General features: G+C 59.8%; 10 protein-coding genes. 7 read left to right on the top strand and 3 right to left on the bottom strand.

The annotated features are described in order from the left end of the window. Positions 1-8 precede the first annotated feature (8 nt). The 6 genes from atpG to glmS all read left to right on the top strand — a co-directional run bounded on the left by atpG (position 9) and on the right by glmS (position 7,059). Positions 9-869, top strand: coding sequence for a F0F1 ATP synthase subunit gamma (atpG, locus tag LOY55_RS30900; protein ID WP_046030892.1), 861 nt, complete (start codon positions 9-11; stop codon positions 867-869). 27 nt (positions 870-896) lie between these two features. After that, positions 897-2,276 carry a F0F1 ATP synthase subunit beta gene (gene atpD / locus LOY55_RS30895; protein WP_007948086.1) on the top strand — a complete coding sequence of 460 codons (1,380 nt, stop codon included), beginning with the start codon at positions 897-899 and terminating at the stop codon, positions 2,274-2,276. Positions 2,277-2,321: 45 nt separating this feature from the next. Beyond that, positions 2,322-2,747: a F0F1 ATP synthase subunit epsilon gene (locus LOY55_RS30890; RefSeq protein ID WP_109786860.1), complete on the top strand. Its 426-nt coding sequence runs from the start codon at positions 2,322-2,324 to the stop codon at positions 2,745-2,747. Positions 2,748-2,863: 116 nt separating this feature from the next. Continuing rightward, positions 2,864-4,231 carry a bifunctional UDP-N-acetylglucosamine diphosphorylase/glucosamine-1-phosphate N-acetyltransferase GlmU gene (glmU, locus tag LOY55_RS30885; RefSeq protein ID WP_109786859.1) on the top strand — a complete coding sequence of 456 codons (1,368 nt, stop codon included), beginning with the start codon at positions 2,864-2,866 and terminating at the stop codon, positions 4,229-4,231. A 216-nt stretch (positions 4,232-4,447) separates the two neighbouring features. Next, on the top strand, positions 4,448-5,224 hold the full coding sequence (locus LOY55_RS30880; protein ID WP_109786858.1) for a DeoR/GlpR family DNA-binding transcription regulator: 777 nt from the start codon (positions 4,448-4,450) through the stop codon (positions 5,222-5,224). 2 nt (positions 5,225-5,226) lie between these two features. Continuing rightward, positions 5,227-7,059 carry a glutamine--fructose-6-phosphate transaminase (isomerizing) gene (gene glmS / locus LOY55_RS30875; RefSeq protein ID WP_109786857.1) on the top strand — a complete coding sequence of 611 codons (1,833 nt, stop codon included), beginning with the start codon at positions 5,227-5,229 and terminating at the stop codon, positions 7,057-7,059. A gap of 102 nt (positions 7,060-7,161) precedes the next feature. On the opposite strand, the gene LOY55_RS30870 is transcribed toward glmS, so the two are convergent. The 3 genes from LOY55_RS30870 to LOY55_RS30860 are packed head-to-tail and all read right to left on the bottom strand — an operon-like array spanning position 7,162 to position 11,575. Continuing rightward, positions 7,162-8,490, bottom strand: coding sequence for a TolC family outer membrane protein (locus LOY55_RS30870; RefSeq protein WP_258667395.1), 1,329 nt, complete (start codon positions 8,488-8,490; stop codon positions 7,162-7,164). Position 8,491: 1 nt separating this feature from the next. After that, positions 8,492-9,832 carry an HlyD family type I secretion periplasmic adaptor subunit gene (locus LOY55_RS30865; protein ID WP_109786817.1) on the bottom strand — a complete coding sequence of 447 codons (1,341 nt, stop codon included), beginning with the start codon at positions 9,830-9,832 and terminating at the stop codon, positions 8,492-8,494. A 6-nt stretch (positions 9,833-9,838) separates the two neighbouring features. Continuing rightward, on the bottom strand, positions 9,839-11,575 hold the full coding sequence (locus LOY55_RS30860) for a type I secretion system permease/ATPase (RefSeq protein ID WP_046030880.1): 1,737 nt from the start codon (positions 11,573-11,575) through the stop codon (positions 9,839-9,841). 678 nt (positions 11,576-12,253) lie between these two features. Between LOY55_RS30860 and LOY55_RS30855 the strand changes: the two genes are divergently transcribed. Further along, positions 12,254-23,023: a peroxidase family protein gene (locus LOY55_RS30855; protein ID WP_223522330.1), complete on the top strand. Its 10,770-nt coding sequence runs from the start codon at positions 12,254-12,256 to the stop codon at positions 23,021-23,023. Positions 23,024-23,045 lie beyond the last annotated feature (22 nt).

The following is a 23,045-nucleotide window of genomic DNA, read 5'->3' as shown; positions in this document are numbered from 1 at the left end:
GGTGTTACATGGCAGGCGCAAAAGAGATTCGCAGTAAGATTGCGAGCATCAAAAGCACGCAAAAGATTACCAGCGCCATGGAAAAAGTGGCGGTCAGTAAAATGCGCAGGGCACAAATGCGCATGGCTGCTAGCCGTCCTTACGCGGAGCGCATCCGCCAGGTTATTGGTCATTTGGCCAACGCCAACCCGGAATATCGCCACCCGTTCATGATCGAGCGTGAAGTAAAGCGCGTCGGTTACGTTGTGGTGAGCTCTGACCGTGGTTTGTGTGGTGGTTTGAACACCAACCTGTTCAAGGCCCTGGTCAAGGACATGGCGGTAAACCGCGAAAACGGCGTCGAGATTGATCTGTGTGTAGTGGGTAGCAAGGGTGCGGCTTTCTTCCGCAACTTCGGCGGCAACGTCGTAGCAGCTATCAGCCACCTGGGTGAAGAGCCGTCGATCAATGACCTGATCGGCAGCGTCAAGGTGATGCTGGATGCCTACCTGGACGGCCGTATTGATCGCCTGTCCGTGGTGTCCAACAAGTTCATCAACACCATGACGCAATCGCCTACCGTGGAGCAGTTGATTCCACTGGTGGCAACCCCGGATCAAGGACTCAAGCACCACTGGGACTATCTCTACGAACCGGACGCCAAAGAGCTGCTTGACGGCTTGATGGTTCGTTACGTGGAGTCGCAGGTCTACCAGTCGGTGGTCGAGAACAACGCGGCTGAACAAGCTGCGCGGATGATCGCGATGAAGAACGCTACCGACAACGCCGGTGATTTGATCAGCGATTTGCAGCTGATCTACAACAAGGCGCGTCAGGCTGCGATCACCCAAGAGATCTCGGAAATCGTCGGCGGCGCTGCCGCGGTTTAACGGTTCAAATATTCAGAGGATCCAGCTATGAGTAGCGGACGTATCGTTCAAATCATCGGCGCCGTTATCGACGTGGAATTCCCACGCGACAGCGTACCGAGCATCTACAACGCGCTGACTGTACAAAGCGCGGCCGCAACCACTCTGGAAGTTCAGCAACAGCTGGGCGACGGCGTGGTTCGTACCATTGCGATGGGCTCCACCGAGGGCTTGAAGCGTGGTCTGGACGTCATCGACTCCGGTTCCGCCATCTCCGTACCGGTCGGTAAAGCGACGCTGGGCCGGATCATGGACGTACTGGGCAACCCGATCGACGAAGCTGGCCCGATCGACACCGAAGAGCGCTGGGGCATTCACCGTCCTGCGCCAACCTTCGCTGAACAAGCGGGCGGCAACGACCTGCTGGAAACCGGCATCAAGGCTATTGACCTGGTTTGCCCGTTCACCAAGGGTGGTAAAGTCGGTCTGTTCGGTGGTGCCGGTGTAGGCAAAACCGTAAACATGATGGAACTGATCCGTAACATCGCCATCGAGCACAGCGGTTATTCCGTGTTCGCCGGTGTGGGTGAGCGTACTCGTGAGGGTAACGACTTCTACCACGAGATGAAGGATTCCAACGTTCTGGACAAAGTGGCACTGGTTTACGGTCAGATGAACGAGCCGCCGGGTAACCGTCTGCGCGTAGCACTGACCGGTCTGACCATGGCCGAGAAGTTCCGTGACGAAGGTAACGACGTTCTGCTGTTCGTCGACAACATCTATCGTTACACCCTGGCCGGTACTGAAGTATCCGCACTGCTGGGCCGTATGCCTTCCGCAGTAGGTTACCAGCCGACCCTGGCCGAAGAGATGGGTACTCTGCAAGAGCGTATCACTTCGACCAAGAACGGTTCGATCACCTCGATCCAGGCGGTATACGTACCTGCGGATGACTTGACCGACCCGTCGCCAGCGACCACTTTCGCCCACTTGGACGCCACCGTCGTTCTGTCCCGTGACATCGCTTCCCTGGGTATCTACCCGGCAATCGATCCACTCGACTCGACTTCGCGCCAGCTGGACCCGAACGTAATCGGCCAGGATCACTACGACACTGCTCGCGGTGTACAGTACGTCCTGCAGCGTTACAAAGAACTGAAGGACATCATTGCGATCCTGGGTATGGACGAGCTGTCGGAAGAAGACAAGCAGTTGGTAAACCGTGCTCGTAAGATCCAGCGCTTCTTGTCGCAGCCGTTCTTCGTGGCTGAAGTCTTCACCGGTTCTTCGGGCAAATACGTTTCCCTGAAAGACACCATTGCTGGCTTCAAAGGCATCCTCAACGGTGACTACGACCACCTGCCAGAACAAGCGTTCTACATGGTCGGCGGCATCGAAGAAGCGATCGAGAAAGCCAAGAAACTGTAATCCCGGCGCCCGGAAACGGGCGCTAATTTAGGTTGAGGCAATCAGATGGCTATGACAGTCCATTGCGATATCGTCAGCGCGGAAGGAGAAATCTTTTCCGGCCTGGTCGAGATGGTGATTGCGCACGGTGCTCTGGGTGATCTTGGTATCGCTCTGGGTCACGCGCCGCTGATCACTAATCTCAAACCGGGTCCGATCCGCCTGATCAAGCAGGGCGGGGAAGCCGAGGTGTTTTACATCTCCGGTGGTTTCCTCGAGGTTCAGCCGAACATGGTCAAAGTACTTGCCGATACCGTGCAACGTGCTGTCGACCTGGATGAAGCCTCTGCTCAGGAAGCCGTTAAGGCTGCCGAGAGGGCCTTGCATGACCGTGGTGCAGAATTCGACTACGGTGCTGCTTCCGCACGTCTGGCCGAGGCAGCAGCTCAGCTGCGCACCGTCCAGCAGATCCGCAAGAAGTTCGGTGGCTAATTGCCTGCGACTTGTTGCGCGATTGATTAAAAAGGGTAGCCTCGGCTACCCTTTTTTCTTTTCCGACTTTCATAATCTGGTCGCAGCCGCTGACCACCCAGGATTGGTAGCCAGTCATGTCTCTTGAAATCGTTATCCTCGCTGCTGGCCAAGGCACGCGCATGCGTTCGGCATTGCCGAAAGTTCTGCACCCGATTGCCGGCAACTCGATGCTTGGCCATGTTATCCACAGCGCCCGGCAACTTGATCCACAGCGTATTCATGTGGTCATTGGTCATGGAGCCGAAGCGGTGCGTGAGCGCCTGGCGGCGGACGACCTGAATTTCGTCCTCCAGGACAAGCAACTGGGTACCGGTCATGCGGTGGCGCAGGCCGTGCCGTTCATCGAGTCCGATACCGTACTGATTCTCTACGGTGATGTGCCGCTGATTGAGGTCGAAACCCTGCAACGCCTGCTCAAGAAAGTGGCGCCGCAGCAACTGGGTTTGCTCACCGTTGAGCTGGACGACCCTACCGGTTATGGCCGCATCGTCCGCGATGCCGACGGCAAGGTCACGGCGATCGTCGAGCAAAAGGATGCCAACGAAAAAGAGCGCGCAATCACTGAAGGCAACACTGGCATTCTGGCCATGCCTTTCGAACGCCTTGGCAACTGGATGAGTCGTCTCTCCAACAACAATGCCCAGGGCGAGTATTACCTGACAGACGTGATCGCCATGGCGGTCAGCGATGGTCTGATCGTGGCCACCGAGCAACCTCATGACGCCATGGAAGTGCAGGGCGCCAATGATCGCAAGCAACTCTCCGAACTGGAGCGCCATTATCAGCTGCGCGCCGGCCGTCGCTTAATGGCTCAAGGCGTGACCCTGCGTGACCCGGCCCGTTTCGATGTGCGCGGTGAAGTCACCGTTGGCCGCGACGTGCTGATCGATATCAACGTGATCCTCGAAGGCAACGTCGTCATCGAAGATGACGTGGTGATCGGCCCGAACTGCGTGATCAAGGACAGCACCCTGCGTAAAGGTGTCGTGATCAAGGCCAACAGCCACATTGAAGGCGCCATTCTGGGTGAAGGCAGTGACGCCGGCCCATTCGCCCGCCTGCGGCCAGGCACTGTGCTTGAAGCTCGCGCGCATGTGGGTAACTTTGTTGAACTGAAGAACGCTCACTTGGGTGAAGGCGCCAAGGCGGGTCATTTGAGCTATCTGGGCGACGCAGAGATCGGTGCGCGGACCAACATTGGCGCGGGCACCATTACGTGCAACTACGATGGCGCCAACAAGTGGAAGACGGTGCTGGGTGAAGATGTGTTCATCGGTTCCAACAACTCGTTGGTGGCACCTGTGGATATCTTGTCAGGTGCGACCACGGCGGCCGGTTCGACGATTACCTCGACTGTGGATAAATCCCAGTTGGCGGTAGGGCGAGCTCGTCAGAAGAACATCGATGGCTGGAAACGGCCGGAGAAGATCAAGAAGAGCTGAGTTATCCACATACCTGTTGTCAGCCTGATTTATTCACAGTCTGCACAACTGCATTCGCGGGCCAGCCCGCTCCCACAAGGATCTCCCAATTCCTGTGGGAGCGGGCTGGCCCGCGATGCTTTTACCCATAGACATTTTATCGCTATCCGCTTGACGAACTTTCGCTGATAGGTTTTGATTGCTTCCGTTATCTTTCGAATCGAAACTTACAAGCCCATGTCGAAGCGCAATACACCCCAACGCCGGCACAATATTCTCACCTTGCTCAATGAGCAGGGCGAAGTCAGTGTGGATGAGCTGGCGAAGCGCTTCGAAACTTCTGAAGTTACGATTCGCAAGGACTTGGCAGCGCTCGAAAGTAACGGCCTGCTGCTGCGCCGTTACGGCGGAGCAATCACCATGCCTCAGGAACTGGTGGCCGACATCGGCCAACCGATCTCCAAATACAAACAAGCCATTGCTCGCGCCGCCGTCCTGCGCATTCGCGAGCATGCACGCATCATCATCGACAGCGGCAGCACCACGGCGGCCATGATTCCGGAACTCGGCCAGCAGCCGGGTCTTGTGGTGATGACCAACTCGCTGCACGTTGCCAATGCCTTGAGCGAACTTGAACACGAGCCGGTGCTGTTGATGACCGGCGGGACCTGGGATCCGCATTCCGAGTCTTTCCAGGGGCAAGTCGCCGAGCAAGTATTACGCTCCTACGACTTTGACCAATTGTTCATCGGTGCCGACGGCATCGATCTGGTTCGCGGTACGACCACCTTCAACGAATTGCTGGGTTTGAGCCGAGTCATGGCCGAAGTCGCCCGTGAAGTCGTCGTGATGGTGGAGGCCGACAAGATCGGTCGCAAAATTCCCAACCTGGAGCTGCCGTGGAGCAGTGTCCATACCCTTATCACCGATGATCGCCTGCCCCTGGAGGCTCGCGATCTGATACAGGCGCGCGGTATCAATTTGATTTGCGCAGCTATCAGTCAGGAGAAATAGCCATGTGTGGAATTGTCGGCGCAGTCGCAGAACGTAACATCACCGCCATCCTGCTCGAAGGCCTCAAGCGCCTGGAATACCGTGGCTATGACAGCGCCGGTGTGGCGGTCTTCACCAACGATGAAAAACTCGAGCGTATGCGTCGTCCGGGCAAGGTCAGCGAGCTGGAAGCGGCGCTCGAAGCCGAGCCACTGGTCGGCCGCCTCGGCATTGCTCACACCCGTTGGGCCACGCACGGCGCACCCTGCGAGCGCAACGCGCACCCGCATTTCTCCGGCGACCTGGCTGTGGTGCACAACGGCATCATCGAAAACCACGAAGCCTTGCGTGAGCAGCTCAAAGCCTTGGGTTACGTGTTCACCTCGGACACCGACACCGAAGTTATCGCTCACCTGCTGAACCATAAACTCAAGGACCTGCACGATCTGACCGCCGCCCTGAAGGCGACTGTCAAAGAGTTGCACGGTGCTTACGGTCTGTCGGTTATCAGCGCTCATCAACCGGATCGCCTGGTTGCAGCCCGCAGCGGCAGCCCGTTGGTAATTGGCCTGGGCCTGGGTGAAAACTTCCTGGCTTCCGACCAACTGGCACTGCGTCAGGTCACTGACCGTTTCATGTACCTGGAAGAAGGCGATATTGCTGAAATCCGCCGTGACAGCGTGCAGATCTGGGACGTGAATGGCAAAGCCGTCGAGCGTGAAACCGTGCAGTACCGCGACGGTGCCGAAGCCGCGGACAAGGGCACGTTTCGCCACTTCATGCTCAAGGAAATTCACGAACAACCCGCCGTCGTGCAGCGTACCCTCGAAGGTCGTCTGAGCCCGAACGGCGTGTTGGTACAGGCATTCGGCCCACAGGCCGCCGAACTGTTCGCCAAAGTGCGCAACGTACAGATCGTTGCCTGCGGCACCAGCTATCACGCCGGCATGGTTGCCCGTTACTGGCTCGAAGAACTGGCCGGTATCCCGTGCCAGGTCGAAGTCGCCAGCGAATTCCGCTACCGCAAGGTGGTGGTGCAGCCAGACACTCTGTTCGTGACCATCTCGCAGTCCGGTGAGACGGCCGATACCCTGGCCGCGTTGCGCAATGCCAAGGAATTGGGCTTCCTCGCCAGCCTGGCGATCTGCAACGTCGGCATCAGTTCGCTGGTGCGTGAGTCCGACCTGACGCTGCTGACCCAAGCCGGTCGTGAAATCGGCGTGGCGTCGACCAAAGCCTTCACCACCCAACTGGTAGGCCTGCTATTGCTCACCCTGTCCTTGGGTCAGGTACGTGGCACATTGGCCAAAGGCGTCGAAGCCACGCTGGTCGAAGAATTGCGTCGCCTGCCAACTCGCTTGGGCGAAGCCCTCGCCATGGATAGCACCGTGGAGAAAATCGCCGAACTGTTCGCCGAGAAAAACCACACGTTGTTCCTCGGCCGTGGTGCGCAATTCCCGGTAGCGATGGAAGGGGCCCTGAAACTCAAGGAAATCTCCTATATCCACGCTGAAGCCTACCCGGCTGGCGAACTGAAACACGGCCCGTTGGCACTTGTGGATAACGACATGCCAGTGGTGACCGTGGCGCCGAACAACGAGCTGCTGGAGAAGTTGAAATCCAACCTCCAGGAAGTCCGCGCCCGGGGTGGCCAACTGATCGTCTTTGCAGACGAAAAGGCTGGCATGACCAACGGCGAAGGCACGCACGTTGTCCACATGCCGCACATCCACGACACCCTGTCGCCGATCCTCTACACCATCCCGCTGCAATTGCTGTCGTACTACGTGGCTGTCTTGAAAGGCACGGACGTTGACCAGCCGCGTAACCTGGCGAAGTCGGTGACGGTGGAATAAGTTATCCACAGGTGATCGAAACGGCTGTTTTTGAACAACTGGTCACGCATCATCAGAACGCCGGTCAGCCATCGTTTGGCTCGACCGGCGGTCAGGTGCAAGTCAGTTGTTCACCAGCAGTTCCGGGCCGAGGTAGTCGTTGATCTGGTCGATATCGTCGTCGCCCAGACTGCCCACCGAAAAGGCCAGGCGCAGGCGGGACATCAAATAACGCAACTTGGCTTCGAACAGATCGTGGCGTGCAACGAAGAGCAATTCTTCGGCATTGAGCACGTCCGAGTTGGTGCTGGTGCCCCCCTCCTTGAAGCCCTTGCGGGTCGAAGCCAGTGAGCGTTCGTTGGATTCCACAGCCTTCTCCAGTGCACGAACACGTTTGGCGCCGCTCTGTATGCCGTAATACTCACGGGTCGTACCGGAGATGACTTCCTGTCGTGTGGCGTCGAGTTCGTCTATGGCCTTATCGCTATTGGCACTGGCCTGGCGTGTCAGCGCGCTGACGCCGCCACCACTGAACAGTGGGAAATTGACCTCCAGCCCGATCGAGCCGTATTGGTTGCGTTGATTCAACTCGGAGAGTGATTGGCTCTTGCCCGCGGTGTAGCCGGCAATGAAATCCAGTGTTGGCCAGTGGCCGGCCCTGGCGCGCTTCACTTCTTCTGCTGCGAGGTCACTGCTATAGCGGCGAGCATGAATCAATGGGCTATCGGCCTGGGCTTTGACTAACCAGTCCTGCAGGTTGCTCGGGAGCAGCGGTGGTGTATTGAAGCCCGGACGCAAGGTGGTCAGCGAATCGGGGGTTTCACCGATAAATTCCACCAGCTTGCGGCGCGCGTTGATCAAGTTGTCCTGTGCTTCGATCAGCTCGGCCTCGGCGAGGTCGCGGCGAGCGACCGATTCATCGATGTCGGTGACGGTGCCCGCCCCCAGTTCCATGCGCCGTTTTGCTGAGGCGAGTTGCTCATCGAAGGCGTTCAGCTTGGACTTGGCCAGGACGATGGTTTCGCTGGCCAGGAGCACGTCGAAATAGCTTTCGGCCAGGCGTACCGCGGCGTCCTGGCTCTTGGCATCGAACACCGCGACGCTGTAGTCGGCACGCTGTTGACCCTGGCGGTACTCGGCCATTTTCTGTTTGTTGAAGAGTGGCTGGCGCAGGCGCACGTTGGCGCCCTTGGAGTCGTAGTCGAGATCTCTGTCGAGGCCGTTCTGGCTTTGGGTGCCATTGACCTTGTTGTCATAGGCCGAGGCATTGATCTGCGGTAGCAGGCCGGACAGGCCGATGGCGCGGTTTTCGCCGCCGGCCTTTTTTTCATTGATGGCCGCCTGGTAGATAGGACCCTGGTACTGCAACAGATCCCAGGCTTGTTTCAGGTCCATGGCACAGGTTGGCAGAGACAGCCCCAGCAAGCAGAAAAACAAGCAATGACGGTCCATTTCATTGTTCCTTGAATGAGCTGTCCACACGTTCGAGCATTGGTTTGAGAAGATAGCTCATCAGGTTGCGCTCGCCAGTCTTGATGGTGACGCTGGCGGGCATGCCGGGGCGAATGTGATTGCTACCCAGCAGGCCCATGCCATCGGGCGTGACTTCCACCTGAGCCAGATAGAACGGCTGCTTGCTTTCTTCGTCCATCAGGCGGTCGGCGGAGATGGTTTTCACGCGGCCGGGGATGTTGGGCGTCCGGGCATGGTTGAAAGCCGGGAATGAAATGTCCACGGGCAAGCCGGGAACCATCTTGTCGATGGCCTGTACGGGAATCATCGCGTCGACCTGCAGCGGTTCGTTGACCGGAACGATTTCCATGATCTTGAAGCCGGGCTGAATGATCCCGCCGACCGTGGCGATGCTCAGGGACTGGACCATGCCATCGATGGGCGAGCGAATCACCGTGTGCGTCACTTCATAGTCCAGCGCGCGCAAGCGGTCGGCCAGGGTGGTGTTTTCCTTGGCGGTGTCGGTCAGCATCGATTCCACTTCCTTCAGGTAGTCGTGCTGGCGTTGCAGGATGCGCAGCTTGATTTCCGTGGTCTGGCTGCGTGTGCGAGCGATGTTGTTGAGGTTCTCGGCCTGTCCGGCGGAAAGGTCGGCATTGCTGCGTTCCAGCTCAAGCAGGCGGTTGCGCGGGATGTAGCCTTCGGCCGCCAGAATGCGTGTGCCTTGCAGTTCCTGGTTGAGGAAGTTGATCTGCGAGGCGCGGGCGCTATAGACCTGCTGCAAGCCCTTGAGCTGCACAGCCGACGCTGCCAGGTTTTCCTGCAGGATGCTGATTTCGCCGGCGAGACCGGCGCGGCGGGTGTCCAGCAGGCGCTGTTGCAGGTCCATGGCAGCCGTCAGGCGGTGGTCATTGCCGAAGCGTTTGAGCAACTCAGGGTCGTAGGCCACCACATCGCGGTTGTCCCGTTCCGCTTCAAGGCGGTTTTCCACGGTCTTGCTGACGATGTACTGGGCGCTGACCGCACCCTGTTCGGCAACGGCGCGCAACGAGTCGAGGCGGACCACTTCCTGGCCTTTGGTCACCAATTCGCCTTCGCGAACGAGAATGGCCTCCACGGTGCCGCCACTGAGATGCTGCACGGCTTTGCGATTGCTGGTGATTTTGACCGTGCCTGTCGCGACCACGCCAGCATCCAGCGGCGCCAGCCAGGACCACAGGAGAAAGCCGCCGAACCCGGCGAGTACCAGCCACATGCCCCAGTGCGCGGGTCTGCCGACGTCCAGATCGACCACGCTCTTGGATTCGTTGAGAATCATCTCGGTGTGTTGGCTCATTTGCATGATCGATCACTCCCGTGCTTTGACGGAGGCCAGCGGAGTCGGCGCGTTTGCAGGCATCACACTGGCCTTGCGCAACGCGGTGAATACTTCTTCGCGCGTGCCGAGCATTTGCACGCCTCCGTCACGCAGCATCAGCACCTTGTCGACGGCGCAGAGCACGTTGGGGCGGTGGGAAATCAGTATGACGGTGGCGCCACGGCCCTTGAGTTCGGCCAGCGCATCGACCAAGGCCTTTTCGCCGACGTCGTCGAGGTTGGCGTTCGGCTCATCCAGCACGATCAGATTGGGGTCGCCATACAGCGCGCGGGCCAAGGCGATGCGTTGCTTCTGTCCCCCGGAAAGCGGGCTGCCATCGGTGGCCAGGCGGGTGTCGTAACCCTGAGGGAAACGCAGGATCATCTCGTGCACCCCAGTGCTCTTGGCGGCACGGATGACCGCGTCGCTGTCCACTTCGCCAAAGCGCGCAATGTTGTCGGCGATGGTGCCTTCGAACAGCTCCACATCCTGTGGCAGGTAGCCGAGCCATGGGCCCAGTTCGCCCTTGTTCCAGGTGAACATGTCCGCGCCGTCCAGGCGCACCTTGCCGGCCTGTGCCGGCCAGACGCCCACCAGCAGGCGGGCGAGGGTGGATTTGCCAGAGGCGGACGGACCGATAATGCCAAGGCTTTCGCCGGGGACAAGGCTGAAGCTGACCCCGCGCAGAATCGTGTTGTTGGTACCGGGGGAACCGGCGTACACATTCTCCACGGCCAGCATGCCCATCGGCCGCTGCAGCGACATGCTTGGTGGCCGACGCGGATAATCGCTCAGCATCTCGTTGAGCCGACCCCAGGCCGAGCGGCAGCCGAGCAGTTGCTTCCACGACGCGATGACCTGTTCCACCGGACCCAGCGCACGGCCGGTGAGGATTGAGCAGGCAATCATCATCCCCGGAGTGATCTTGCCTTCGATCGCCAGCAGTGCGCCGGCACCCAGGATCAGCGATTGCAACGTGATCCGCACGAAGCGTCCGGTGCTGCTGATCATGGCGGCGCGGTCGGAGGCCAGGGTCTGCATTTCCAGAATGCGCAAATGACTTTGGTACCAGCGCTTGCTGATCGACGGCAGCATGCCCATGGCCTCGATGACCTCGGCATTGCGCAGGTTGTTGTTGGCGTACAGGGCGGAGGAGATGGCGGCCTGATTGGCTTCGGCCAGCGGCTTCTGCGTCGCCTTTTCAGTGAGATAAGCCAGGCCCACCAGAATCATCGAGCCGATCAGCGTGACCAGTCCGAGCAGCGGGTGGATCAGGTAGGAGACCAACAGATAGATCGGCGTCCACGGCGCATCGAAGAATGCAAACAGGGCATTGCCGGTGAGGAACTGACGAACCTGCGCGAGATCTTGCAGGGCCTGGGCCGGATTACCACCGGCGCGGCTCAGGTTGCGCTCGAATGCAGCGGTGAAGATGCGTCGGTTGAGGTCCATGTCGAGGCAGTTGCCGACCCGGATCAGCATGCGGGTGCGGACCATTTCCAGCGAGGACATCAGCAAGAACAGGCCTATCACCAGAAAGGTCAGCATGGTCAGCGTCGTGACGTTGCGACTGACCAGGGCCCGATCATAGACCTGCAGCATGTACACGGCGGGAGTCAACATCATGACGTTGATGACGCCGCTGAACCCTGCCAGCAAGTAAAAACTGCGGCGCAGGCGAAAGAGTGTGTCGGCGATTTCGGAGCGGGTGCTCGATTGCTTTTGCATTGGGGTCACCCCTCGTCGAAAAGCCGATAGCCCTTGCGGCGCACCAGCTAGCAGTAGATGTCGTTCTGGAGGTAGCTAGTCGACGCAGGCTGGTCGCTCTATAGGCGGCGAGTCATCCGAAAACTCTGCGTTGCTCTCCTATGCAGGAGCGTAGGTCGCGGTGAAACACTCTGAAATATCATTTCGCTCTATAGCTGAGTCTGACTATCTATATATCCATTGAAAACAGCTAGTTAGACGCGCTGACACCGATCGTCTGTTTTAACGACACAAAATTGACATTCATTTGCTATGGAACTTTAGTCTTACTTGTGGGGGATCACCCGCCAGAAATTTGCCATCACTTTGGCAACGCGAAGCGCGGTGATTTTCCTGAGGAGCAGAACATGTCGATCATTTCGATCCTTTGCAGAGTGAAGGGGCTGTTTAGCAAGTTTGCCTTTACGTCCCGTTTCCATGGCCCGCCTAACTAGGGTCTGGATTCGCTTTGCCTGATCGCTCAGCGAGCCATTCAATTCGCGAATTCCAGGTGCGCACCCGGGGAACGGCTTTGCCTTTCCCGCGCCTGCTCTCGCCAAAAAAATGCACCAACAAACCGCGTTAGCCAGCACCTGACTGGGCGTGGGAGGATTTCTATCGTCCCGTGCTCTCCCCCCAGATACAGCGAGGACAACCGAAATGGCCAATTTCAACAAGGCGGACCTGGAATTCATCCTCAAGCAAATATTTATTGCAGAAGCGCATTCCAGTGGTGCCAGCCTCAGTGATTTGCTCCCCAATAGTCAGGTGCCCTTTGGCCTGCGAACCGTCGATGGCAGCTACAACAATCTGGTTGCCGGGCAAAGCGAGTTTGGCGCGGCGGACAATTCGTTCCTGCGCCTGCTTGATGCCCAGTATCGAGCGGCATACGCCGCGTCAGGGAATGTGGTCGATCCGCAGCCTCGGATCATCAGTAACCTGATCGTCGACCAGACCGCCAACAACCCGGCCGCGGTGGCGGCGAACGGCGGTGCAGCCCCGGTAATCAGCCCCGGTCTGGATGGTGTGTTTGGCACGGCTGACGACAAAGAAGTGTTCTTCATTCCCAATGAATCACCGGACGTCGGTTTGACCGCTGGCTTCAACGCGTGGATGACCTTTTTCGGCCAGTTCTTCGACCACGGCCTGGACCTGGTCACCAAGAGCAGTACCGACGTTGTGTTTATTCCGCTGCAACCGGACGATCCATTGTACGTACCGGGCGGCCCGACCAACTTCATGGTGCTGCCACGAGCAGTGCATACCCCCGGCGCGGACGGAATACTCGGCACTGCCGATGATGGCCAGCCCAACACCACCTCGCCGTTCGTGGACCAAAGCCAGACTTACAGCTCGCACCCCTCGCATCAGGTGTTCCTGCGCGAGTACGTCATCAACGCGGCAGGTGACCCGATTGCAACGGGGCGCTTGATTACCAACCGCGATCTTGGCGGCGATGGCAAATTCGGCACGGCCGATGATGGCGACGGCACCAATGGCGGCATGGCGACCTGGGCCGTGGTCAAGGCCCAGGCCCGTGACATTCTCGGCATCAACCTGACCGACGCCGATGTGCACAACGTGCCGCTGCTGGCCACCGATGCCTATGGCAACTTCATCCGGGGACCGAGCGGCATGCCCCAGGTGGTGATGAAAGGGCTTGATGGTATTGGCGGCACGGCGGATGACATCCTGGTCGAAGGCAACCGGGATGCTCCGATCAGCCTGTCCAACGCCGTGAGCGCCGGGCATGGCTTCCTCGACGACATCGCCCACAATGCTGCACCGGTCGTCGTCGGCGGGGTTCTGCAGGCGGATGCTGATGCGCTTGTCGGTAATGCGCAGCCGGCTGATGGAGCCGGCAACAACCTGACCTATGACAACGAGTTGCTCGACGCCCACTACATTGCCGGCGACGGCCGGGTAAACGAGAACATCGGCCTGACCACCGTGCACCATGTGTTCCACTCCGAGCACAACCGCCTGGTCCAGCAAACCAAGGACACCCTTCTGGCTGCTGGCGATCTGGCCTTCCTCAATGAGTGGCTGGTGGACGACGTGGCCGCGATACCCACCACACCCGCCGAAATCGCGGCGTTGGTGTGGGACGGCGAACGCCTGTTCCAGGCCGCCAAGTTCGGCACCGAGATGCAGTACCAGCACCTGGTGTTCGAGGAGTTCGCGCGGACCGTTCAGCCGCAGATCGACGGATTCCTTGCGCCCAACGGGTATGACACCTCGATCAACCCGGCCATCCTCGCCGAGTTCGCCCACGTGGTGTACCGCTTCGGTCACTCGATGTTGACCGAGACTGTCGATCGTTTCGACCCCGAGTTCAATCCGCTCCTCACTGACCCGAACAACCCGGACGCACAACTCGGTCTGATCGCGGCCTTCCTCAACCCGCTGGCGTTCGCCGGTAGCGGGGCGACGGCGGACGAAGCGGCAGGGGCGATTATTCGCGGTGTGACCCGTCAGCTCGGTAACGAGATCGACGAGTTCGTCACCGAAGCCTTGCGCAACAATCTGCTCGGCCTGCCGCTCGATTTGCCGGCCCTGAACCTGGCCCGTGGTCGCGACACAGGCATCCCCACGTTGAATGAAGCACGCCGTGAGATGTACCACTCAACCGGCGACAGCCAACTCAAGCCTTACATCAGTTGGGCTGACTTTGCCGACCACCTCAAACACCCCGAGTCGTTGGTCAACTTCATTGCGGCCTTTGGCACGCATGCCACGATTACGTCGGTGACCTCGTTGGCAGACAAACGCGCTGCAGCCCTGGCGCTGGTATTCGGCGGCGCGGGCTCGCCGGCTGACCGCCTGGACTTCCTGAACAGCACCGGTGCCTATGCCAACATGACGCTGGCCGGCGCGGACGGGCAGTTGGGCACTGCCGACGACGTGACGGGTGTGACGATCACGGGCCTGGACGATGTCGACTTCTGGGTCGGAGGCCTCGCCGAGCAGAAAATGCCGTTCGGCGGCATGCTCGGTTCGACGTTCAACTTCGTGTTTGAAACCCAGCTGGAGGCGTTGCAGAACGGCGACCGCTTCTACTACCTGTCGCGTACCGCGGGCCTGAACTTCGGCACCGAGTTGGAGAACAACTCCTTTGCCAAGCTGATCATGCTCAACTCCGATGTCACCCACCTGTCGAACACCGTGTTCCTGACGCCTACATTCACCCTCGAAGTGAATCAGGCCAATCAGTTCACGAACCTTGGCGTGGACGGCAAAGCCGATCCAACGGGCGGCATCATGATCAACGGCGTGGAAATCGTGCCGCTGGTGATCCGCGACAACCCCAACACCCCGGGGGCGGACAGTAACTATCTGCAATACACCGGTGAAGACCATGTCGTCCTGGGCGGCACGGCCGGCAATGACATCATCATCTCCGGTGACGGCGATGACACCGTTTACGGCGATGGAGGCAACGACCGCCTCGAAGGTGGCGCCGGCAACGATGCGGTACTCGGCGGCGCGGGCGATGACATCATCACCGACTCGTTCGGCGACAACCGTCTGGAAGGTAATGCCGGTAACGACGTGATCGTGGCCGGTAGCATGCTGGCTGCAGGCAACCTGATCCTGGGGGGCGATGGGCAGGACTTTATCGTTACCACCGAAGACATCACCACGACCTTCGGCGGTCGGGGTGACGACTTCATCCTCGGCGCCAAGACCAACCTGCCACCTACTGGCAACGAAGGGGATGACTGGATCGAGAAGGGCGCCCAGGACGGTGCGCCTGGCGATAACTTCGCGCCGTTGCTCACTGACGATGTGATCGGCAACGACATCTTTGTCGGTGGCGGTGGCTTCGACGAAATGATCGGCGAGGGTGGCGATGACATCTTTGTCGGCAGCGATGCCCAGGACAAGATGGACGGCATGTCCGGCTTCGACTGGGTGACCTACAAAAATGACAAGGTCGGCGTGACCGTTGACCTGAGCCTGGCCGCGCTGGCGCAGCCACATGGCAACGCGCCAAACCAGAACGCCGGGGTGTTCAACCCGGTCGGCGCCTCGCCGGCCTCGATTCTCGACCGTTTTGCCGAGGTCGAAGGCTTGTCCGGTTCGCAATTTGGCGATGTGCTCAAAGGCGATGATGTGGATGCGGTCACCATCGTCAACCACGGCGGCGCCACGGGCAGTGCGCTGACCAATGTGGCGTTGATCCGCGGACTGGACCAGTTCCTGGCCGATGCCGGTTTGCCAACCACAGGCTTTGCCACCGGCAACATCATCCTCGGTGGCAATGGCAGTGACCTGATCGAGGGCCGCGGTGGCGATGATCTGATCGACGGCGACAAATGGATCAACGTCAGAATTGCCGTTTATGCTCCCGGCGACGTCAACCATACCGGCCCAGAGATTGCCACCTTCGACAGCATGGTCGATATGATCCCGTTCATGCTGGATGGCACCTATAACCCGGGTCAGCTCAAGGCCGTGCGGGAAATCCTGCCCGGTACCTCGACGGGCGGGGCGGCCTTCGACACTGCCATTTACTCCGGGGTTCAGTCCGAATATACGGTGGTTCAAGACACCCGCGGCACGGCCAATCTGGCGGATGATGTCTGGACGGTGACCGATACCGTCGCCGGTCGCGACGGCACCGATACGCTGTTGCATATCGAACGCCTGCAGTTCTCCGATAGCCAGCGAGTGCTGGTGCCTGGGCTGAATCTACAGCCGACGGGCAGTCCGACCGTCACGGATGGAAACGGCGGAGCGATCACGGTGGGCGACACGCTGACGGTCAGCTCGGCCCTGGTGCGCGATGGCAACAACATCGCGCCGGGTAATCCGCTGGGTACTCTCAACAACACCTCGGTGTCCTACTACTGGCAGTTCGAAGCCAGTCCAGGCAGCGGTGTATTCGAGGACATCATCCTGTTGCCGGCCGGCGACCTGGCGTTCCAGAGTGCCGACGGCACCGCGTTCAAGGTCTCTCCTGACCTCGTCGGGTTGTCGTTGCGGGTCAAGGCGATCTACCAGGATGGTCATGGCACGACCGAAATAGTGTTCTCGGCGCCGACTACTGTGGTGGCTCCCGGTGCGCCGGTTGTGCCAACGGCGCAGGTGCCTGTCGTCGATGCCACGGCGGGTGGCGAAGGCCTGCACATGGTTCGCTCCGACCTCAACTTCATCCTTGATCAGATCAAGATTGCCGAGGCAGACGCGAACGGGCAGGACATCCTCTCGCTGATCCCGAACATCCGCGCGCCGTTGGGCCTGCGTTCGGTCGATGGGTCGAACAACAACCTGATGAACCTCAACGGCAACAACCACACCGAGTTTGGTGCTGCCGATAACATCTTTCCGCGCTTGACCGATCCGGTCTTCAATCCAGCGGAATTGGGAACGACGTATGCGAGCAACGGCGGCCTTGTGATTGACTCGCAGCCTCGTACCATCAGTAATCTGATCGTTGACCAGACGGCGAACAACCCGGCGGCCTATGCCACGGCTTACGACCCGGGTGTGGACGGAGTGCTCAACTTCGGCCTGGCTGGTAATGACGATGTGCTCAAGGATGGCGTACGGATAGTCGCCAGCCCTGGCCTGGATGGTCAGTTCGGTACGGGCGACGACCATGATGTGTACCTGTTCGAGAACACCGCGGCGGATGCGGGGCTGTCTGCGCCGTTCAACGCCTGGATGACCTTCTTCGGACAGTTCTTCGATCATGGTCTCGATCTCGTGACCAAGGGCGGTTCGGGCACGGTCTTCATCCCGTTGAAACCGGATGATCCGCTGTATGTGCCAGGCGGCAACACTAACTTCATGGTGTTGAGCCGCGCGACCAACCTGCCAGGGGCGGATGGCGTTCTCGGCACGGCAGACGACATCCATGAGCAAACCAACACCACGACGCCATTCGTGGACCAAAACCAGACCTACAGCTCGCACCCCTCGCATCAGGTGTTCCTGCGCGGTTATGTAATGACCGACGACGGCCCCATAGCGACCGGTAGGCTGATCACTAACGTTGACCTGGGGGTGGATGGCAAGTATGGCGGCGGAGATGACACCGAAATCGGTGGCATGGCGACCTGGAAAGTGGTCAAGGCGCAAGCCAACGACATCCTGGGTATCCACCTGACCGATGCCGACGTCGATAACGCCCCGCTATTGGCGACCGACGCCTATGGCAATTTCATCAAGGGGCCGAACGGCTTCCCGATGGTCGTGATGAAAGGGCTTGATGGTATTGGCGGCACGGCGGATGACGTCCTGGTCGAAGGCAATCCGAATGCCCCGATCAGCCTGACCAACGCAGTGCGCACCGGTCACCAGTTCCTCGTCGACATCAACAACAATGCCGTGCCGGTAATCGTCGGCGGGGTTCTGCAGGCGGATACTGACACTGACGTCGGCAATTCGCAGCCAACTGGCCTAGGCGGCAACAACCTGACCTATGACAACGAACTGCTCGACGCTCACTACATCGCTGGCGACGGCCGGGTCAACGAAAACATCGGCCTGACCGCGGTGCATGCGATCTTCCACGCCGAGCACAATCGGCTGGTCGCGCAGACCAAGGATACGGTGCTCGATTCCAATGACGTGGCCTTCCTCAACGAGTGGCTGCTCACTCCGGTGAGTGCATTGCCAGTCAACCAGGCTGAGATCGATGCGCTGGTGTGGAATGGCGAGCGCTTGTTCCAGGCGGCCAAGTTCGGCACCGAGATGCAGTATCAACACCTGGTGTTCGAGGAATTTGCGCGGACCATCCAGCCTCGGGTCGACCTGTTCTTTGCACCGACCCAAGTCTATGACGTCGACCTCGATGCTTCGATCGTTGCCGAGTTCGCCCACACCGTGTACCGGTTTGGGCACTCGATGCTGACCGAGACCGTCGATCGCTTCGACGTCAATTTCAACGTGGTGGGCGATCCGAACAGTGCTGATCCCAATCAGCAACTGGGCTTGATCGCGGCGTTCCTCAACCCGTTGGCGTATGCCGCCAGTGGTGTGACGCCTGAGGATGCGACCAGCGCGATCATCCGCGGGGTGACTCGCCAGGCCGGTAACGAAATCGACGAGTTCGTCACCGAGGCGCTGCGCAATAACCTGCTCGGTTTGCCGCTCGACCTGCCGGCGATCAACATCGCCCGTGGCCGCGATGTGGGGATTCCCTCGCTCAACGCGATCCGCCGCGACATCTACAGCCAAACCGGTGATACCCAACTCAAGCCGTACAACAGCTGGGTCGATCTGGTGCAGCACCTCAAACATCCGGAGTCGTTGATCAACTTCATCGCAGCCTATGGCACGCATGACACGATCACGTCGGCGCTCACGCTGCTAGACAAACGAGCTGCAGCCATGGCGCTGGTGTTCGGTGGTGCGGGTGCGCCGGCTGACCGCCTGGACTTCCTCAACGGCAGCGGTACCTGGGCCAACATAACGCTGGCCGGCAAGGATGGCGTGCTGGGCACTGCTGATGATCTGAAGGGTGTGACGATCACGGGCGTCGATGCCATCGACCTCTGGATCGGTGGCCTGGCCGAAGAGAAAACCCCATTCGGCGGCATGCTCGGCACGACCTTCAACTTCGTGTTCGAGAACCAGCTGGAGAAACTGCAGGACGGCGACCGCTTCTATTACCTGGAACGCACCTCTGGCCTGTCGATGAATGCGGAACTTGAAAGCAACTCGTTCGCCAAGCTGATCATGGCCAACACCTCGGCCACGCACTTGCCAGGCCTGGTGTTCTCGGATCCTGCGTTCTATCTGGAAGTAGACCAGTCCAAGCAGTACAACGATGGCCTGGGCAACGCCGATCCGCTCAGCGACAACAACCAGCAGGTGGTGTTCCGCGACAATCCGCTGACGGCGGGCCCGGACGCCAACTACATCCGGTACTCGGGTGATGAGCACGTCGTGATGGGCGGCACCAACGGCGCAGACATTCTCGTCTCGGGGGGTGGCGATGACACGGTCTGGGGTGATGCCGGCAACGATCGCATCGAGGGTGGCAACGGCAACGACCAACTGCGGGGTGGCGCCGGCGACGACATCATCACGGACGTTGGCGGCGACGATAACATCCAGGGTGGCGACGGCAACGACGTGCTGCACGGAGGCAACGGCATCAACCTGATCATTGGCGGCTTCGGCAACGACTTCATCGTGACCGGTGAGGACGCCTCCGAAGCCATTGGTGGCCAGGGCAATGACTTCATCCTGGGCAGCAAAGCCAACGAACAGGACATGGGTAACGAAGGCGACGACTGGATCGAGAAGGGCACATCTGACGGTGCGCCTGGCGACAACTTCGACCCGCTCGGCAACGACCCGGTGATCGGCCACGATGTCTTCATCGGCGGTAACGAGAACGATAAGTTCAACGGCGAAGGCGGCGACGACATCATGGTCGGCAGTCTCGGCATGGGTGACCGCTATATTGGCGGCTCCGGCTATGACTGGGCGACCTTCAAGGATCTGGCACAAGGCGTGACCATCGATTACAGCGACCGCTTTTTCGATGTACCGCCAGTACCGGGTTCGGGTGCCTCGGCGCTCGTGCGTTTCGACATCATGGAAGGCCTGTCGGGTTCCTCGCACGGCGACTTCCTGCGTGGTGATAACGAAGATGCAACTTCGCTGCCTACCGCGGGTGCAACCGGCAGCGTGCTGACCAACATCAGCCTGATCAACGGCCTGTCCGATCTGCTGGCAGCCGGAGCGACGTTCTACGACGGTGGCAACATCATCCTCGGTGGCAGCGGCAGCGACCTCCTCGAAGGTCGCGGTGGTGACGACATCCTCGACGGTGACAAGTGGCTGAACGTACGCATCAGCGTGCGGCAGAACGCTGATGGCACTGGCCCGGAAATCGCCTCGTTCAACAGCATGGAGCCCATGGTGCCGTTCATGTTGAACGGTACTTACAACCCAGGCCAACTGGTCATCGTGCGGGAGATCCTGGCCGGCGATAACAGCTTCGACACCGCTGTGTTCTCCGGTGTTTCGACGGACTACAGCGTCGTTGTCGATGGCGACACTGTCATTGTGACCGACTCGGTGGTGGGGCGAGATGGCGTCGATCGGCTGACGGGCATCGAGCGTCTGCAGTTCTCTGATGTTTCGCAGGCGTCCGGCGTTGGCACTGCCGTCAACAGCGACCCATCAGGTCACCTGGCGATCCTCGATGATCTCACCGGTGTGCGTGACGATACGCCTGTCGCCGGTCAGCTGCTGCGCGTGAGCAATCTGGCGGTACACGACGCGGACAACACGAGTGTTGGCAATCCGGCCGGTGCGGTTAACGGTGCGGTTGCCTACTACTGGCAGGTTGAAAACCTTCCTGGCTCGGGCGTCTATGAAGACATCACCTTTGTCGCCGCCGGCGAAGTATCGCGGGCGATCGGCACCACCTACCGGGTGGCGGATGATGTGGCGGGCCTGAACATCCGCGTTCGGGCGGTGTATCAGGATGCCAAGGGCACGCTGGAAATCGTCGACTCGTCGGCGAACAGCGCACCGACCACAGGGCCGACCGTTAACGGGCTTCTGGTGCAGAACCAGGTGTTGACCGCTGACGCGTCGACCATCGTCGATGCCGATGGCCTCAGCAATCCGCAGTTCACCTACCAGTGGCAGGCGACCAACGGGGTCAGCTTCGTCGACATCGTCGGAGCCACCGGTAGCACGTTCACGCTGACTCAGGATCAGGTCGACGATCAGGTGCGCGTGGTGGTCAGTTACGTGGATAACTTCGGTGTGCACGAAAGCATTGCGTCCGATCCTTCGGACCCGGTGGCTAACGTCAACGATGCACCGACAGGCGCGTTGCTGATCAGCGATACGACACCGGATCAAGGACAGGTGTTGACCGCGCTGACTGGCGGGATTGCCGATGCGGATGGGCTGGGCACCTTCAGCTTCCAATGGCAGCAAGGTGTCGGTGCTTCCTTCACTAACATCAACGGCGCGACCGCTGCGACCTTCACCCCTGGCGTGGCGCAGGGCAACCTGCAACTACGGGTGATCGTGACCTACACCGATGGCTTCGGCGCATTGGAAACGGTGACCTCTGCGGCAACCGCAGCGGTTACGGTACCGGCTGGCGTGGTGCTGCAAGGCACCCCTGGGGCGAACACCCTCACCGGTGGCGCGGGTAACGATGTGCTGTTTGGTCTGGGCGGCAACGATACGTTGAATGGCCTGGCCGGTAATGACCAGTTGTTTGGCGGCACCGGCAACGACACGCTCAACGGCGGAAACGATGACGACATCCTCAATGGCGAGGACGGAACCGACACCCTCAACGGTGGGCTCGGCGCGGATGTCATGAACGGCGGCTCCGGCAACGACACCTTTGTGGTCGACAACGTCGGTGACACCGTAATCGAGGCGCTGAATGGCGGTACCGATCTGGTGCAAACCAGCCTGACGACCTACCTGCTCGGTGCCAACGTCGAGAACCTGACCTATACCGGTGTCGGTAACTTCACCGGTACCGGTAACGCGCTGGCCAACACCCTCACTGGCGGGGTCGGTAACGACGTCCTCAATGGCGGTGCAGGTGGTGACCGGATGGTGGGGTTAGCCGGCAACGATACGTACGTCGTCGATGCCGCCGGGGATGTGGTGGTCGAGGTGGCGGGTGGCGGTGTGGATAGCGTGCAAACGTCGCTGGGTAACTACACCCTGGATGGTAACGTCGAGAACCTGACCTACACCGGAGCCGGTAACTTCGTCGGCAACGGCAACGGGTTGAACAACACCATCACCTCAGGGGGAGGCAATGACAACCTCAGTGGTGGTGGCGGCAACGACATCCTCATCGGCAACGGCGGTAACGACACGCTCAATGGCGATGCCGGTAACGACCAACTGTTGGGTGGCCTTGGCACCGATACCCTGAACGGCGGAACGGGCGATGACAGCCTCGACGGCGGAGACGGGGACGATGCATTGAATGGCGGGACAGGCAACGACACGCTGCTCGGCGGGCTGGGTAATGACAGCCTGGATGGCGGTAACGGCATCGATCTGCTCCAGGGAGGCGATGGCAACGACACCTTGCTCGGTGGTGGCGATAACGACACCTTGTTGGGCGGCATCGGCAATGACTTTATCGATGGCGGCAATGGTAACGATACGGTCACTGGTGGTGCTGGCAACGACTTGATGGTTGCCAGCGGTGGCAACGATGTCTTCATGTTCGCAGCAGGCTTCGGGACCGATCAGATTACCGGCTTCGATGCCAACCCGAATGGAGGAGGCCAGGACCGGCTCGATATCACCGCGTTGAACATCACGGCGGTGAACTTTGCCGCCAGCGTCACCATCACCGACGTCGGTGCGGATACCCTGCTCAGCTTCGCAGGAGCTGACTCCATCCGCCTGGTCGGTGTGGCCGACGCAACAACCGTCACTGCTAACGACTTCATTCTGGCCACTTGAGGAACTGGTCAGTAATGCCGCA

The organism is Pseudomonas sp. B21-040, from assembly GCF_024748695.1.
Lineage (GTDB): Bacteria > Pseudomonadota > Gammaproteobacteria > Pseudomonadales > Pseudomonadaceae > Aquipseudomonas.
Note: the sequence above shows the minus strand (reverse complement) of the source record. Positions and strands in the feature narration are given on the sequence as shown.